At 66.1% G+C, this 15,794-nt stretch carries 12 protein-coding genes; 2 read left to right on the forward strand and 10 right to left on the reverse strand.

Annotated elements, in window-relative coordinates:
* Positions 1-281 precede the first annotated feature (281 nt).
* The 7 genes from R4P47_RS14250 to R4P47_RS14280 all read right to left on the reverse strand — a co-directional run bounded on the left by R4P47_RS14250 (position 282) and on the right by R4P47_RS14280 (position 6,697).
* Positions 282-1,247 (reverse strand): DDE-type integrase/transposase/recombinase, encoded by a 966-nt coding sequence (locus R4P47_RS14250; protein WP_317785070.1) that lies wholly within the window; start codon positions 1,245-1,247, stop codon positions 282-284.
* A gap of 47 nt (positions 1,248-1,294) precedes the next feature.
* A complete protein-coding gene (locus R4P47_RS14255; protein ID WP_317785071.1) occupies positions 1,295-1,699 on the reverse strand; it encodes a hypothetical protein in 405 nt (134 codons plus the stop codon).
* Positions 1,700-1,803: 104 nt separating this feature from the next.
* Positions 1,804-2,220, reverse strand: a complete 417-nt coding sequence (locus R4P47_RS14260) for a heat shock protein transcriptional repressor HspR (protein WP_045196872.1) — start codon at positions 2,218-2,220, stop codon at positions 1,804-1,806.
* The gene (gene dnaJ, locus R4P47_RS14265; RefSeq protein WP_068055903.1) at positions 2,220-3,392 is read right to left on the reverse strand and encodes a molecular chaperone DnaJ; all 1,173 of its coding nucleotides are present in this window, start codon (positions 3,390-3,392) and stop codon (positions 2,220-2,222) included. Before dnaJ ends, R4P47_RS14260 begins: the two co-directional genes overlap by 1 nt.
* A gap of 29 nt (positions 3,393-3,421) precedes the next feature.
* Positions 3,422-4,054, reverse strand: coding sequence for a nucleotide exchange factor GrpE (gene grpE, locus R4P47_RS14270; RefSeq protein WP_149407355.1), 633 nt, complete (start codon positions 4,052-4,054; stop codon positions 3,422-3,424).
* Positions 4,051-5,895, reverse strand: coding sequence for a molecular chaperone DnaK (gene dnaK / locus R4P47_RS14275; RefSeq protein WP_149407356.1), 1,845 nt, complete (start codon positions 5,893-5,895; stop codon positions 4,051-4,053). The genes grpE and dnaK overlap by 4 nt, the downstream gene beginning before the upstream one ends.
* Positions 5,896-6,193: 298 nt before the next feature.
* On the reverse strand, positions 6,194-6,697 hold the full coding sequence (locus tag R4P47_RS14280; RefSeq protein WP_149407357.1) for a Pro-kumamolisin, activation domain family protein: 504 nt from the start codon (positions 6,695-6,697) through the stop codon (positions 6,194-6,196).
* A 297-nt stretch (positions 6,698-6,994) separates the two neighbouring features.
* On the opposite strand from R4P47_RS14280, the gene treS reads away from it, so the two are divergent.
* The gene (gene treS, locus R4P47_RS14285; RefSeq protein ID WP_149407358.1) at positions 6,995-9,175 is read left to right on the forward strand and encodes a maltose alpha-D-glucosyltransferase; all 2,181 of its coding nucleotides are present in this window, start codon (positions 6,995-6,997) and stop codon (positions 9,173-9,175) included.
* Between the two features lie 39 nt (positions 9,176-9,214).
* The gene (locus R4P47_RS14290) at positions 9,215-9,775 is read left to right on the forward strand and encodes a hypothetical protein (RefSeq protein WP_149407359.1); all 561 of its coding nucleotides are present in this window, start codon (positions 9,215-9,217) and stop codon (positions 9,773-9,775) included.
* Here the strand turns inward: R4P47_RS14290 and R4P47_RS14295 are convergent.
* The 3 genes from R4P47_RS14295 to R4P47_RS14305 all read right to left on the reverse strand — a co-directional run bounded on the left by R4P47_RS14295 (position 9,764) and on the right by R4P47_RS14305 (position 15,612).
* The gene (locus R4P47_RS14295) at positions 9,764-11,224 is read right to left on the reverse strand and encodes a dynamin family protein (RefSeq protein WP_149407360.1); all 1,461 of its coding nucleotides are present in this window, start codon (positions 11,222-11,224) and stop codon (positions 9,764-9,766) included. The two genes, R4P47_RS14290 and R4P47_RS14295, sit on opposite strands and share 12 nt — an antisense overlap.
* A complete protein-coding gene (locus R4P47_RS14300) occupies positions 11,221-13,029 on the reverse strand; it encodes a dynamin family protein (RefSeq protein ID WP_149407361.1) in 1,809 nt (602 codons plus the stop codon). Before R4P47_RS14300 ends, R4P47_RS14295 begins: the two co-directional genes overlap by 4 nt.
* Before the next feature lie 165 nt (positions 13,030-13,194).
* Complete coding sequence (locus R4P47_RS14305; protein WP_149407362.1) at positions 13,195-15,612, reverse strand: IniB N-terminal domain-containing protein; 2,418 nt, start codon at positions 15,610-15,612, stop codon at positions 13,195-13,197.
* Positions 15,613-15,794 lie beyond the last annotated feature (182 nt).

Here is a 15,794-nt window from a genome sequence, read left to right on the forward strand (position 1 = left end):
AACGCGCGCGAAATAGCGACCGATCGCCGACGAATCCGCGCGCACCTGACGAACGCGCGCGCGTTTGCGAGGAGCTGCGCCGCAAAGACGCGGGCTCAACACCCGCGGATCGACCCGACCTCAGCTGCCCAGTCGACGCCCGGTTCGCCACCGCCGTCGCCCCCCGGTCGAGTCCGCAAAAGCGCGCGCGTTTGCCGAACGCGCGCGGAATAGCGACCGATCGCCAGCGAATCCGCGCGCACCTGACGAACGCGCACGCGTTTGCGAACAGTCGCTCAATGTCAAGCTGTCTGGAGTCGGTTGTTGTTGATTCCGACGGTTGCGGGCGGTTGCGGTGTGCAGGGGCGGCGGCGGAACCGTTCGGGGTGTCGGTCGTAATAGGCCTGGTGAGCTCGGTCTCGGTCGGTCCACAGGTTTCGCCAGTTCCCGGAATGGACGTCCGCTGGTGAGAACAGGGCGATGCCGGAATGTTTGTGGTCGGTGTTGTACCAGTCGACGTAGTCGGTGAGGTGCCCGCGGGCGGCATCGATGTCGGAGAACATGCCCGGGTAGTTCGGCCGGTATTTCATGGTCCGGAACTCGGACTCGGAGAACGGATTGTCGTTACTGACGTAAGGCCGGTTGTGGGTGAGCTCGACTCCGTGCGCGGTCAAACAGTTCTTGAGGGTGTTCGAGCGCATCGCTGCACCGGAGTCGGCGTGAACGAATGATGGTGCGCCGTAACGCTGTATGGCTGTCTCGAACATCTCGGCGGCGAGGTGGTCGCTCTCTCGTTCCTCCACACGCCACCCCGCGATCAGGCGGGAGTGGATGTCGATGATCGAGTACGCCTTGAACGAGGCACCGCGCCACGGGGAGTGCAGATCGGTGATGTCCCAACTCCACACCTGACCGGGCGCGGTAGCGGTGTGCACGGGCATCGGGCGCGGGGTTCGGGTGCTCTTCTTGGTCGGTGTCTTCGGGCGGTTGCGTTGGTCGAGGACCGCTGCTGCGATACGCCACCACGAGCGACGGGATGCCATCATCGACCCGTTGTCCCACGCGGTGGCGAAGGAGTGATCGACCGAGTTCCCGGCCTGCCATCCGGTGTCGATCAACGCTTCGACCCGGGTGCGATCGGTGGTGTCGATCCTGCTCGGATACTTCCGATCTCGTTGGTGCACAGGGTGTTCGGTCTTGACCCTGGGGTTGTGGCGGTAGTGCCACGTCGAGCGGGACAACCCGACCAACGTCAATGCTCGACGCACCGATCCGGTCAGTGGGGCCAGTTCGTCGACGAGGGTGTTCTCGGTGCTCAGGAATCGGTGGGATCGGTTCTCGTCGGGGTGTCGTCGGGCTCGGGCACGTTCAGTGTGTGCAAGAGCCCGATAGCTTTTCCCAGCAGCTCGTTGGTCTCCTTGAGCTCACGGATCTGAGCGTCACGTCGGGCGAGTTCCTCGGCGTGGCGCGCCGTCTCGATGGCTCGCCGTTCGACCATTCCCTGCCGGCCCTTCGGTTGCGAGTTCATCGGTTCAGTCTGACGCGGAACCAGCCCGCGGTCCACGTCGCCGTCGAACACCGCCGTCCGCCACCGCGTCATCATTCCTCTCGAGACGGACGGATGCGCCGCCATCCATGGCCCATGCTGGCCATACGGCAACCGGCAGTACTCGAACACCATCTCCCGAATCTGCTCCCCTGTGAACTCAGCACTCAACATGCGATAACCCTCCATAGCTTCTCGAATGACTCACCAGAAGCTTGGCAAAGAGGGAGTGAAGGGCGAACAGTGAAGGGCGAACGGTGAAGGGTGAACCCTCGAATTCAGCGCTGGTGGCGCGGTTTCCAGACCACCAGGGCGTTGCGTTGAATCGGCACCAGGTCGCGGCGATAGCTGGCGTGCACGTTGGCCAGATCCTGAGCCAACTCGGAGACCCGGGCCTGCAGTGCCTCGACCTGATTGGTCAGCTCGATGATGCGCTTGATGCCGGCGAGGTTGACGCCCTCGTCCTGGGAGAGTCGCTGCACTTCGCGAAGTAGTGCGACGTCACGCGGTGAGTAGCGTCGACCGCCGCCGGTGGTGCGATGAGGGGTGACGAGCCCGAGCCGGTCGTAGGTACGCAGCGTCTGCGCATGCATGCCCGCCAACTGTGCCGCGACGGAGATCACGAAAACCTGGGCGTCGGGATCAGCTTGCCCGCCACCGGCTTTCGCAGATCCGCCCTCGGGAGGGACCGACATCACACACCTGCCCACCCGGCCCGCGGGTCGAATCCGCTGGCCTTCTCGGCTTCCAGATAGTTCTTCAGAGCGTCGGTAGCAGCATCGTCGAGTTTCTGCGGGACGGCAACTTTGACGGTCACCATCAGGTCGCCGGTGCCGGACTTCTTCGGGATACCGCGTCCACGCACGCGCAACACTCGGCCGTCGACGGTGCCCGGTGGCACCTTCACTCCGACGCGCCCCTCGAGGGTGGGCACCGACAGCGTGGTGCCGAGCACCAGTTCTCCGTAGCTCACCGGAACGGTCACCGTCAGGTCGTCGCCTGTTCGGCCGAACACCTTGTCGGGCTTGACCCGAACGGTCACGAACAGGTCGCCGGACGGCGCTCCGCGCAAGCCGGCTTCACCCTGACCGGCGAGCCGAACCTTCTGGCCGTCGCTGATGCCGGCCGGGACGCGCACGGTGATGGTGCGGGTGCGGTTCTGCACTCCGGTGCCGCGGCAGTCGACGCACGGGTCGTCGATGATGGATCCGGTACCGCGGCAGTCGTCGCACGGCTCACTGAAGCCGAACGCGCCTTGGTTTCTGTTGACGACGCCTTGGCCGTTGCATTTGGGGCACACCCGCGGGCTGGTTCCGGGCTTCGCGCCGCTGCCGTGGCAGGTGGTGCACGAGGACGGGCTGGTCAACCGCAGGGGAACCGTAACGCCCTGTGCCGCTTCACGGAACTGCAGCGAGGTCTCGGTTTCGACATCACTGCCGCGTCGGGGTCGATTGTTCTGAGGCCGCTGCTGCGCGCCGCGGTTGAACAGGCCACCGAACAGGTCACCGATTCCGCCGTCGCCGCCGCCCTGGCCGAAGATGTCGCCGACGTCGAAGGTCTGTCCACCGCCGCCGAATCCGCCTGCGCCGGGAGAGAATCCACCTCCGCCACGGTTACCGAAACCACCGGAGGCGAACAGCTTTCGTGCTTCGTCGTATTCCTTGCGCTTGGCCGGGTCGGCGAGGACGGCATGCGCCTCGCTGACCGCCTTGAACTTGTTCTCGGCCGAGGCGTTGCCGGGGTTGGCGTCGGGATGGTTGTCCCGGGCCAACTTTCGGTACGCCTTCTTGATCTCTTCTGCAGTCGCGCTGGAGGAAACGCCCAGCTCCTTGTAGAAGTCCTTCTCGATCCACTCCCGCTGGCTCACCGGGCGTTTCCTCCTCTCGCGCTATTTCTCTACTGCTCGTCGGACGCGGGTGCATCCGATTCTTGTGTTGCACTGTCCACGACGCCGACCATCGCGGTCCGCAGGACGCGCTCGCCGAGCTTGTAGCCCGGACGCATCAGCGTTCCGACGACCGGACTGCTGCCGTCGCCCTCATGGGAGACAGCCTCGTGGATGGCCGGGTCGAAGGCGTCGCCCTCGGCTCCGAAAGTGGTCAGGCCGATGTTCGAGAACACCACTGCCAACTTGTCTGCCACTGCCTTGAGCGGTCCGGTTTCGAGGTCGCCGTGCTGGCGGGCTCGCTCGAGGTCGTCCAGAACCGGAAGAAGCTGCGAGACGACGGACGCCTTCGCGTTCTCCGCTCCGGTCTGCTTCTCACGATCGGTGCGACGCCGGTAGTTGGCGTACTCCGCCGAGACGCGTTGCAGATCTGCGGTGAGCTCTGCAACCTGCGTGTCACGCGGGTCTTCCACTACGTCGCCGTCGACGGTCCCTTCGTCCACCGAGTCGGGCTGGGGCGCAGCCCCGGTGCCCACCAGGGGCTCCGGAACTGCGTCACCTTCCCGTACTTCACCGGTCTCGGGATCGATCTTTCGCTTGTCCACGAAAGTGACCGGTTCCTGCTCGGTGTTGTCCGACGTCACTTCTTGTCCGTGTCGTCGGCGGGCTCGTCGACAACCTCTGCGTCGACGACACCGTCGTCAGCGGCCTGCGCGCCACCCTCTGCGCCGCCCTGCTCCTTGGCCTGAGCCTCGTAGATGGCGGTGCCGAGAGCCTGCGACTCCGTCGAGAGCTTCTCCACGGCGGTCTTGACTGCCGAGATGTCGCTGCCTGCGAGAGCCGACTTGGCGTCGGCGATGGCGGTTTCGACGCGTCCCTTGAGCTCGGCGTCGACCTTGTCCTCGTTGTCCTTGACGAACTTCTCCGTCTGGTGGACGAGGGACTCGGCCTGGTTGCGGACCTCGGCCTCTTCGCGACGAGCCTTGTCCTCGTCTGCGTGAGCTTCCGCGTCGGCGACCATGCGGTCGATCTCTTCCTTGGACAGACCGGAGCCGTCCTGGATCTTGATCGTGTTCTCCTTGCCGGTGCCCTTGTCCTTGGCCGTGACGTGCACGATGCCGTTGGCGTCGATGTCGAAGGTGACCTCGATCTGCGGGACTCCGCGAGGAGCCGGGGGCAGCTCGGTCAGCTCGAAGGAGCCGAGGAGCTTGTTGTGCGAGGCGATCTCGCGCTCACCCTGGAAGACCTGGATCTGCACCGAGGGCTGATTGTCGTCAGCGGTGGTGAAGGTCTCGGATCGCTTCGTCGGGATGGTGGTGTTGCGCTCGATGAGCTTGGTCATCACGCCACCCTTGGTCTCGATGCCGAGGGACAGCGGCGTGACGTCGAGGAGCAGTACGTCCTTGACCTCACCCTTGAGGACGCCGGCCTGCAGTGCAGCACCGACGGCCACGACCTCGTCCGGGTTGACGCCCTTGTTGGGCTCGCGTCCACCGGAGAGCTCCTTGACCAGATCGGAGACTGCGGGCATACGCGTCGAACCACCGACGAGCACGACGTGGTCGATGTCCTTGACGGCGATGCCGGAGTCCTTGACCACTGCCTGGAACGGCGCACGGGTGCGATCGAGCAGGTCGGAGGTGATCTTCTGGAACTCCGAGCGGCTGAGCTGCTCGTCGAGGAACAGCGGGTTCTTGTCGCCGTCGACCGTGATGTACGGGAGGTTGATCGAGGTGCTCTGCCCGGAGGACAGTTCGATCTTCGCCTTTTCGGCAGCCTCACGCAGACGCTGCAGCGCCATCTTGTCCTTGGTCAGATCGATGCCGTTCTGAGCCTTGAACTTGTCGACGAGCCAGGTCACGATGCGCTCGTCCCAGTCGTCGCCACCGAGGTGGTTGTCGCCGGACGTCGCGCGGACCTCAACCACGCCGTCGCCGATTTCCAGCAGCGAGACGTCGAACGTGCCGCCGCCGAGGTCGAACACGAGGATGGTCTGCTCGCTGTCGCCCTTGTCCAGGCCGTATGCGAGAGCTGCCGCGGTGGGCTCGTTGACGATGCGCAGGACGTTGAGGCCGGCGATCTGGCCGGCTTCCTTCGTGGCCTGGCGCTGTGCGTCCTCGAAGTACGCGGGAACGGTGATGACCGCGTCGGTGATTTCCTCGCCCAGGTAGGCCTCGGCGTCGCGCTTGAGCTTCTGCAGCGTGCGCGCGGAGATCTCCTGCGGGGTGTACTTCTTGCCGTCGATCTCCACGGTCCAGTCCGTGCCGACGTGGCGCTTCACGGAGCGAATCGTGCGGTCGACGTTGGTGACCGCCTGGTTCTTCGCGGGCTGGCCGACCAGCACTTCACCGTTCTTGGCGAAAGCGACGATCGACGGGGTGGTGCGTGATCCCTCGGAGTTGGCGACGACAACCGGTTCGCCGCCCTCGAGGACGGACACGACCGAGTTGGTGGTCCCGAGGTCGATACCGACCGCACGAGCCATAATGTTTCCTCCTGTTAGTGCTGGGGTTCAGTCCCTGGGTGAGCGAATTCCGCTCAAGTTTGCACAACGCGTCTTGTCGCGTCAACTTCCAACTTGAGCCTCATCCACTCAAGGCTGCTGACCTGCACAACGGAGGGTGTGGCGAATTTGTTCCCCGGGGAGCGGCTGCGCCGCATGTGCGCGAAAACTCGACCCCTGCTACGAGGTTTCGCGCACGTGGGGCGAAGCCCCTCCACAGCAGTACGCCGCGACGATCACGGGGATCGTCGCGGCGCAGCGGGGAGAAAGTCAGTGCGGGCTACTCGCCTGCATCTTCGGCGGGCGGGGCGGGGATGCAGCTGTGGGTGAGCAGTCCACCGGTGATGTTGTCGAGGAAGTTCGCGTCGAGTGCGCTGGCGAAGGCCGCGGCACCGGCGGGGCGGGCCATCCATTCACGATCGACCGACGGCACGGTGTACGTGGCGGCTTCGCCTGCCTTGATGGTCGTCTCGGTGTTCTGACCCTGCACGCCCGGCAGTGCGCCGTAGTTGACGTTGACGTTCGACGCGTCGTCCGCACCGACGTTGTCCACCTTGACCTGGAGTGCGACGACGCCGCCCTCGGGTGCGTCCTCGACCGTGGTGTCGCAGACGGCGGCCATGGTCACCACCAGGTCGGGGCTTTCGAGAACCACCGAGCCGAGCGGGCCGACGGGTTCGGGGGCAGGTTCGGCCGATGCGGCCGGTGCGAGGGCAACCGCACCGATGGCGGCGGCCAGAGCGGCCGTCGAGGCCAGGATCGATGTGCGGGCAAGACGTCGCATGAACAACTCCTGTAGCTGAAGGGGATGTGACTCATGAGTCTGATGTGACAGATGGGTCAGTTGGTACTCAACTCACTATGTCCTATCGGAATCCGACATTCCACACCAAGCGGTCTCGATTCGATGACGTTCGCATATCGAAGGAAAACGCCCCTGAAGAATCACATCGATGTAGTTCGGAGTACGTTTCACCGGTCGGTGAGCCAGGTTTCACCGGTCGCCGATCAGGGGAACCACAACCCTGCGGATCGGCCGCGCCCTACGTAGGGTTGAGGAAAAGCGAGGCTACGGAGGCACATGGATCCCGAAGTGCAGCACGAACCGAGCGAGATCACCTACGACGAGAAGTTCTATCCGGCTCGGCCGAAACCACTTCGACCCTCGGTGCGTCGCGCCAACAGGAGCAGCAGCCCCACACCCGACAGCGAACCGGTGGCCTCGAATCCCGAGTACGTGGACTGGCTCACCGAACAGTCGATGCTGCGCGACGCCAAGCTCATTGCCGAGCAACTCTCGGGCAAGGGCAGCATGTGGCAGAACCCGTACGCCGACCCCGATCCTCGCGCCGCCGTCGAGCGCGCACCGGTGTGGTTCACCGCGTATCCCATCTCGGTGATCAACGCCCCGCAGACGAGCTTCCTGAGCACACTCGGCGACGAGAAGCTGTGGCAGGCCTTTTCCGAAATCGGTGTCACCGCAGTGCATACCGGCCCGGTGAAGGTGGCCGGCGGCATCCACGGTTGGCGTCCCACCCCGTCGGTCGACGGCCACTTCGACCGCATCGGCATGCAGATCGACCCGGCGTTCGGATCGGAAGAAGAGTTCCGACGCCTCTGCGTGGTGGCGTCGGCGTACGACGGCATCGTGATCGACGACATCGTGCCCGGACACACCGGTAAAGGTGCGGACTTCCGGCTCGCCGAGATGGCCGTCGCGGACTACCCCGGCATCTACCACATGGTCGAGATCGAACCGCAGGACTGGCATCTGTTGCCCCGAGTGCGAGCCGGAGCCGATTCGCAGAACATCGACGCCGAGGCCGAGGCCAATCTCGCCCGCGCCGGATACATCATCGGCCAGCTGCAGCGCGTGATCTTCTACGAGCTCGGTGTGAAGGAAACAAACTGGAGCGCAACACCTCCCGTCGTCGGCATCGACGGCGTCGAGCGTCGCTGGGTGTACCTGCACTACTTCAAGGCCGGTCAGCCGTCGATCAACTGGCTCGATCCCTCTTTCGCCGGCATGCGACTGGTGATCGGTGACGCGTGCCATTCCATCGCCGATTTGGGTGCAGGCGCATTGCGGTTGGACGCCAACGGCTTTCTCGGTGTGGAGCGTCGAGCCGAAGGCCCGGGCTGGTCCGAGGGCCACCCCTTGTCCGAGGCGGCGAACCACCTGATCGCCAGCGTGGTGCGCAAGATGGGCGGGTTCACCTTCCAGGAGTTGAACCTGACGATCGACGACATCAAGGCCATGGGTGAGAACGGTGCCGACCTGTCGTACGACTTCATCAATCGCCCGGCCTATCAGCATGCGCTCGTCATGGGAAACACCGAGTTCCTCAGGCTCACCATGACTCTGGCGCGCGATCACGGCGTCGACACGGCGTCTCTGGTGCACGCGTTGCAGAACCACGACGAGATGACGTTCGAGCTCATCCACTTCGCCACCCTGCACGCCGAGGACGAATTCACCTACGGCGGCGAGGCGGTCAAGGGCAGCGATCTGGGCGACCGGATCCGCGGTGAGCTGACCGATCGACTCACCGGACGCTGGGCACCGTACAACCGGACGTTCACCACCAACGGAATCGCTTGCACCACAGCAAGTGTGATCACCGCATCGCTCGGGATCCGCGATCTGGACCGGATGGACGAGCGAGACATCGAGACGGTCAAGCGGGCCCACTTGCTGCTCGCGATGTACAACGCGTTGCAACCGGGCGTGTTCGCACTGTCAGGCTGGGATCTACTGGGCATCCTGCCGATCGATGCCGCGGAGGTCGACGACCTCATCCGCGAAGGCGACACCCGCTGGATCAACCGCGGCGCGCACGATCTGATGGGGTACTTCCCCGAGGCCGTGCGCTCCGAATCCGGCATCCCCCGCGGGCGCAGCCTGTACGGCTCGCTCCCGGAGCAGCTGGCGGATCCGCAGTCGTTCGCCCGCCAGTTGGCGCGAATCATCGAGTTGCGCAAGAAGTTCGGTATCGCTACCGCCCAGCAGATCGACATCCCGACCGTCTCGCACAAGGGTCTACTGGTGATGGTGCACGAACTCGGGCAGGGAACCATCCAGGCGACGGTGCTCAACTTCTCGTCCGAGGAGATCAGCGCGACCATCCAGTCGAAGCACCTGGTGCCCGGCACCACGGCCGTCGACGTATCGGACGACAACGAGATCGCCACGGTGGACGAACTGAACAGTTTCCCGATGACGCTGCGCCCGTACGAGGGTGTGCCGGTGGTGCTGCGCTGAGACCGCAGGGCTCCCCCACCGACGGATAGACTCCTGCCCGTGGCCGAAGAACAGAACGACCCGACATCGCGGAGGCCCATGCCTCCCCGTCCGCAACCACCGCGGCCCGATGTTGCCGTCGAACCGCTGCGGCCACGGCAGGAGCCATCTCGGTCGGTCCTACCCAAGGTCGCGACCGTGCTGTGGACTCTGACAGCGGCACTGATCCTCGCGTTGGCCGCCTCAATCGCGCTGAATTGGGAGTCCGTGCTCTCCGGCGTCGAATCTGCGGTGTCCCAGCAGGATTCGACGGCAAGCGCCGCCGACGTCCGCAACACCGCCTCGGCCACGCTGCTGTCCAGCGGTGCCGCAGCAGCGGTGCTCGTGTTGCTGGGATTCGTCGCACTCAATCTGCTGCGCAACGCGGCGACGTCGTCGAAGGTCCTGATGGGAGCGGTCGGGATCCTGACCATCGGAGCGGCAGTCACGTTCTCGACCTTCGTGTCCGACGCCTCCGCGCTGCTCGGCGGCGTTCTGCAGTGGGGGCCGTTCGTCGTGGCGGGCACGGCTGTCGCTGCGACGATCGTGGCCCTCCTGCCCCGGGGATCCTCACGCAAGTGAGGCGAGTATTCCTTCCGCGCTGCGGGCCGCCGTGGCACACGAGGTCGAGGTGAATCGGTCCAACAGTGGATGCGAGGACAGTGCTCGCCACTTGTGTACCGCCGCCAGCGCGGTGTCTCGCTGTTGCGCGTGACCGGCATCGGGAGGCAGGTCGAGGCGTTCGGTGGCGGCGATGCCGAAGCCGCCCATGATGCGCTGCAGCTCGAGCAGACCGCCGTCGGGCAGTTTCGGTGTGGTGGAGCGCAATCGGCCGAGCAGACGCAATTCGGCGAAGCCGTGCACATCGGCGAGCATTCGCCCGGCCTCGGTGCGCAGTGCATGCGATTCCGGACGGAACTCCAGAATCCGTTGCAGGGCAACCAGAGCCGAGTGCAGCTTCAGTTGGTCGGCGCGTTGGCCGAATTGCACGTCGATCACCGACCGGAGTTCGGTCAGCCCGCTGCGCTCGACCAGATCGGCCGCGAGCGTGGGTGAATCGCGTACCCCGAGCCGAATCAACGTCACGGCCATCCGAATACCGAACAGCCCGAAACGGTCGACGATGCTGGCTCGCAGGGCCGCGTCGACCGGTAGCGTGCTTTCTGCACGGACGAATCGATCGGCCGAGAGCATCGCCAACTGCAGATCCTCGGTCGGCACCGTGGCCAACATCTCGAATGCCGAGAACTCGTTCTGCCGCAACGTTTCCGCACCGAGCGCCAGCAGACCGGCGACCGGAACCACCGCCTGGCACAGGCCGGTGGCCTCGAGTTCGGACGCGAATCGCGCAGCGACTTCCTTGGCCGACATCATCGCGTCCATCCGCCCCGACCCCACCTCGTCGGCGCGCGAGACGACACCGATCACACCGAGCGGCCCCGAATCACCGCCCACGTGCGCACCGATCTGCCCGAGAAACGACACGTCGGTCGCATTGAGCGTGCGCAGCAGATAGACGACCGCGTCGGCACCCGAGGACGAGTTCTCGGGCGTGAGCATCGCCAACGTGCGCGCCGACACGTCGCGCGAGAGCGACGAGGTACCGGGGGTGTCGATGATCGTCGTCTGCGCCAGAGCACTTGCAGGCCATTCGACGTCCAGTCGGTCGACCTGCGCGGCCGTCAACGACCCGAGATCGAAGGTCAATCGTCCGTCCCGCCGTTGCACCGGGACGTTCGCAGCCCGGTCACCGTCGTACCAGGCCGTGACGGCGGGAGCGACGCCGTTGCGGTACCACGTGACGACCTTCGTGCACTCCGTTGCGTCGGTGGGAGCAATGTCCTGTCCGACAAGAGAATTGAGCAGTGTGGACTTACCGGCCTTGAGCGATCCTGCGAGTGCCACCCGCAGCGGCTCGTCCAAACGGTACAGGCATTCGTCGAGCATCCAGGATGCCTCGGCATCACCGGAGTACGTCGATCGCGCCGCCGAGATGAGGTCGCGTGCCCTGGCCAGAGCCGCCACGCTCATACCGCGACGTCCTTGACGAGTCCCACTGCCCGAGCATTCAGTTCGGCCACCACGCGCATTTCGTTCTCCAGCGCAGCAATGCGAGCAGCGCGGTCGGTGTTGTCGGCGGCGGCGGCTTCCTGCGCCGAGCGCAGCGACTCGTTGAGCGACCGCAGCGTCTGCTCGGCGATGGACGTGAAGTGATCACGCAGGACTCGCTGAATCTGCCGCAGTCGGTCCTTGGACTCCTTGCCCACCTGGAAGCTGACGTCGTCGGTGAAACGTCGGATCGCGATCTTGGCCTCGGAACGCCGTTGTTTGACGCGGTTCTCCTTGTCCTCCTTGTACGCCTTGGTGCCGAGCAGCACACCCGCGCCGATGGAGATCGGATTGAGCAGACTCAACCCGACGAACGTGGTGATCAGGCCGAACATCAGCACACCGCCGTAGGATCCGCGCATTCCCACCAGAACCTTCTGCGTGATTCCGATACGACCGGATTCCAGATCGGCCAGGGACGAGACGGGATCGAGGACGTTGTCCAGATCGCCGACGTCGAGATCGGGTAGTGCTGCCGCCCCGGAGGACGCGAAGTGTTCGGCCACCAACTCCGAAAGCCACAGTGCCCGTTCGTGAGCCCAGACGAAGTTGTCGCCCACCGACGCAGCGATCTGTTCCTCGAGCCACTCGCCGAGCTGCGGCCAGTCCTTGCCCGGGTCCCCCTCGTCGACGGTTTCCTCGGCTTCCCTGGTGACGCGTCGCAACCGGTCGCGCAGGTCGTGATCGATGTCGGAGGCAAGATCGGCGATACCGTCCCCGAGTGTCTGCTGCCACTGCGACGAGCGCTTGTGCAGCTCCTCGGCGGCGGCCTTGGCGCGCTGCAGCCCCGCGACGGCCGCGGCGGCGCGCTCCGGATCCTTCAGTGCCGCAAGCTCACTGCCGAACGACAGCGTCAGATGCTCGGTGACCGAACGGACGTCGAGCGAGACCGACGAGCGTGCCAGCACATCCGCCCGGGCCACCACGTCGTCACGCAGGAACGCGTAGAGCTGCTGGAAGCCCGACTCGGCGTTGAGCTCCTCGTCGTTCAAACGCAGTGCGTGCGAACGCAACAGAGACGACACCGGCAGCATCTGCACGTCGATGCCCGCCCGGTCCAGGTGTCCACGATTGGCCTCGACGATCTGCCGCCAGTGCGGATAGAGATCGATCTTGGTGATCAGCACCGCCACGGCCGGGCACAGCCCCTGTACCTGACGCAGAAACGACAGTTCCGGCTCGGTGAATTCGCGGGAGGCGTCGGACACGACGAGCACCGCGTCGGACGACGGAATGAGCCCCAATGTTCCTGCAGCGTGCGGATTTCCGTGACCACCGACTCCGGGGGTGTCGACCAGCACCAGACCGTCGGCGAGCAGTGGGCTCGCCACCCCGATGTCCAGACGCAACACTTCCCGGCCCTGGGCCAGCGGACTGGCCGGGGTGACCGTCGTGATCTCCTCGGGCGGAACGTCCACTCGGATCGGTTCGTTGCCGGGATCGGCGAGTACGAGCTGCGCGGAAAGGCTCTCGGCGTTGGACACCACCGTCGGGATGGCGGTGGTCTCGTCGTCTCCGACCGAGCACACCGTCAGGTTGAGCAGTGAGTTCACGAACTGGCTCTTGCCCTGCTTGAGCGGTCCGACCACGATGATGCGTCGACGTGGATCCAACACTCTGGAGCGCGCCGCCTGGACTCGATCCACCAGGTCGGATCGTCCCGCCGATGTCGCCACCGCCGCGGTACGGCTCAGTAGCTCGGCCAGCTCCGTAGATTGCCCGTCCATACGCTCGTGTTCACAACCGTTCTCGTCGACTTCCGCAGTACCAGGTCACGCCGCAGGCTCGAAAAACTCCTGCGCGCCCCGAACGAACTCTAGCGACGACTCGGCCCCGAGTGCTGGCGAACACTCGGGGCCGAGTCATGTCGTTGTCTACCCGCAGGCGAACGATCAGGGCTGCATCGGGTCGATGTCGTGATCGACGGTCACATGTCCCAGAGAGTCGGCTGCCGAATCCACCGAACCGTGCAGGCCGGACTCGCTGAACAAGCTCGACTCGGTCTCACCCTGTCCGAAGACGTCCGAGTCGACGCTCGACCAGCCGGTGCCGGTCGCGGTAGCCGAGGAATCGAACGAGCTGGAGGAATCGAACGATCCCGACGCCGCCGAGGAGAGGCTGCCGCCGGCGTCTGCCAGTCCCTCGACACCCGACTGCAGGCCACCGGTGAGGCTGCCCGCGGCCTGGCCACCGATGTCGGCAGCGGAATCAAACCCGCCGCCCGCGGAAGCCGCAGCGTCCGCACCAGCATCCAAACCCGCACCCACAGTGGACGCGAAGTCGCCTCCGATCGAGGCACCGGTGTCGAGTCCCGCTCCGACGTTCGATGCGATCTCGCCGCCCACCGAGGTGCCGGCGTCGACGACTCCGCCCGCGGCACCTTCGAGGCCACCGGCAACCGAGCCTGCAGCTCCCGCGGCACCTTCGAGGCCCGCACCTGCGGATGCTGCTGCGTCGAGCCCGGTGCTGATGCCACCGGAGACGGCTCCTTCGAGGCCTGCACCGGCCGAAGCCGCAGCATCCACGCCGCCCGCAACTCCGCCTGCGATTCCGCCGCCGAGGCTGCCGAGTCCGGCCAGACCACCGGTCAGGCCTGCACCGGCGTCACCCACACCGGCGAGTCCGCCGGCCACATCTGCACCCGCGTTTCCGACGGCCGCCAGGCCACCGGTCAGATCAGCACCAGCGTTTCCGACGGCCGCCAGGCCACCGGTCAGATCAGCACCGACGTTTCCGAGGCCTGCGAGTCCTCCGGTGAGGCCCGCGCCCACTCCGCCGAGTCCGGCCGGGCCGCCCGACAGGTCTGCGCCCACTCCGCCGACTCCGGCGAGTGCTGCTTCGACGGTTCCCGAGAGGTCTGCTCCGGCTGCGACCGCTGTGTCGATCGCGCCGACGAGGCCTGCGCTGACATCTGCTCCGGCTCCGAGTGCGGCTCCGAGGTCGAGTGCGGCGCTGGTGTCGAGTACCGATTCGAGTGCGGTTCCGAGCTGAGCTCCGGCTGCGCCGCCGACGCCGAATGCCGTACCGAGGACGCCTTCGAGGCCGCCTGCCACTCCGCCTTCGAGTCCGCCGGCCAGTTCGCCGCCGATGCCTGCTGCTGCTCCGACGGTGCCGTCGAGTGCTGCGTCGAGAGCGGCGGTGAGGCTGCCGACTGCGCTGGTGTCGAGGTCGAGCGCGGTTCCCAGTGCGCCGCCGACCACTGCGCCGACGCTGCCGCCTGCGGCAAGCAGGGCGTCGACGTCGAGGTCGGCGAGGACTCCGGCGTCGAGGACGGCTCCGAGTGCGCTACCGATCGAGCCTGCGATGGCACCGTCTGCCGCTAAGAGGCCGCCGAGGCTCGCGCCGACTCCACCGGCGATGTCGCCGACCAACGAGCCACCGGCTCCCAGTGCGCCGTCCAGTGCAGCTCCGATGTCGGTGGTCAGATCGGCTCCGATGGTTCCGAGTCCGCCGAGGGCGCCGCCGATTCCCGCGGTCAGAGCGGCACCGAGGTCACCTGCGATGTCCAGTCCGGCTCCGGCACCGAGTACCGCGTCGAAGACTCCGCCGAGAGCGGCACCGAGATCGGCTCCGACGCTTCCGCCGACTCCGAAGGCCGCACCGAGAGCGCCGGCCAGGCCGCCCTGGATATCGGCCAGTGCGCCGAGGTCGACGGCACCGGTCGCGCCGATGGCGGCGTCGAGTGCTGCCTGCAGCTGTGCGGCGATGTCTCCACTGATCTCGCCGCCGATGCCTGCGCCTGCTCCGATCAGTCCAGTGAGTGCAGCGCCGAGCCCGACGGTTCCGCCGAGCAGACCGTCGAGGTCCAGATCCAGACCGCCACCGATACCTGCGCCTGCGCCGAGCAGGGCGTCGAATGCGCCGCCGAACGCGGTTCCGAGCTCGAGACCGATCTGGCCTCCGACAGCCAATGCTGCGGCCAGTGCTGCCTGCAGGGATGCCTCGATCTCACCCGCGACATCGATTCCGCCGGTCAGGCTGCCACCTGCTGCGAGTCCGCCGCCCGCCACTGCGCCTGCTGCAAGTCCGAGCCCGGCCGACAATCCGCCGCCGAGGCTCGCGCCGCCGGCGAGTGCACCGTCGAGGCCGGCGGATCCGCCTGCGCCCAGGATGGCCGAGAGCTGGCTGCCTGCGCCGGCGAACAGTCCCGACTCGGCGACCAGGGGTGCCACGGCGACGATGTCGGCGTGGGTGACGTCGCCGAGTCCCGCGGCGGCCAGCGTCATCTCGGGGTTGGCGCAGTAGGCGGCTGCAGCCTGGTCGTCGCGCAGCAGGCCGAGAATGAAATCGAGTACGGCGTTGGTAGCCATCGTGGGTCTCCTTGACGAGTGGTGCTTCGTGGTTGATCACAACGCTAGGCACCGAAGAGCCCCCGCCCAACGGGGCGGATCCCCCCACTCCCCCGGGGGTTGCCAGGGGACTTCGGTTAGGGGATCTCGGCGCTTTAGGGGATTTCACTCGTTGTGCGCTCTAACCTGCTGTGAGACGTAAC

It is taken from the genome of Rhodococcus sp. IEGM 1370 (assembly GCF_033142325.1).
In the GTDB taxonomy this organism is placed as follows: Bacteria; Actinomycetota; Actinomycetes; order Mycobacteriales; family Mycobacteriaceae; genus Rhodococcoides.

Excerpts from the sequence above, each read along its gene's own strand:
- treS (WP_149407358.1), top strand. The coding sequence starts at position 6,995 with ATGGATCCCGAAGTGCAGCACGAACCGAGCGAGATCACCTACGACGAG.
- R4P47_RS14295 (WP_149407360.1), bottom strand. The coding sequence starts at position 11,224 with ATGAGCGTGGCGGCTCTGGCCAGGGCACGCGACCTCATCTCGGCGGCG.
- R4P47_RS14260 (WP_045196872.1), bottom strand. The coding sequence starts at position 2,220 with ATGTCGGTCCCTCCCGAGGGCGGATCTGCGAAAGCCGGTGGCGGGCAA.
- R4P47_RS14300 (WP_149407361.1), bottom strand. The coding sequence starts at position 13,029 with ATGGACGGGCAATCTACGGAGCTGGCCGAGCTACTGAGCCGTACCGCG.
- R4P47_RS14255 (WP_317785071.1), bottom strand. The coding sequence starts at position 1,699 with ATGTTGAGTGCTGAGTTCACAGGGGAGCAGATTCGGGAGATGGTGTTC.
- dnaK (WP_149407356.1), bottom strand. The coding sequence starts at position 5,895 with ATGGCTCGTGCGGTCGGTATCGACCTCGGGACCACCAACTCGGTCGTG.
- R4P47_RS14280 (WP_149407357.1), bottom strand. The coding sequence starts at position 6,697 with ATGCGACGTCTTGCCCGCACATCGATCCTGGCCTCGACGGCCGCTCTG.
- R4P47_RS14305 (WP_149407362.1), bottom strand. The coding sequence starts at position 15,612 with ATGGCTACCAACGCCGTACTCGATTTCATTCTCGGCCTGCTGCGCGAC.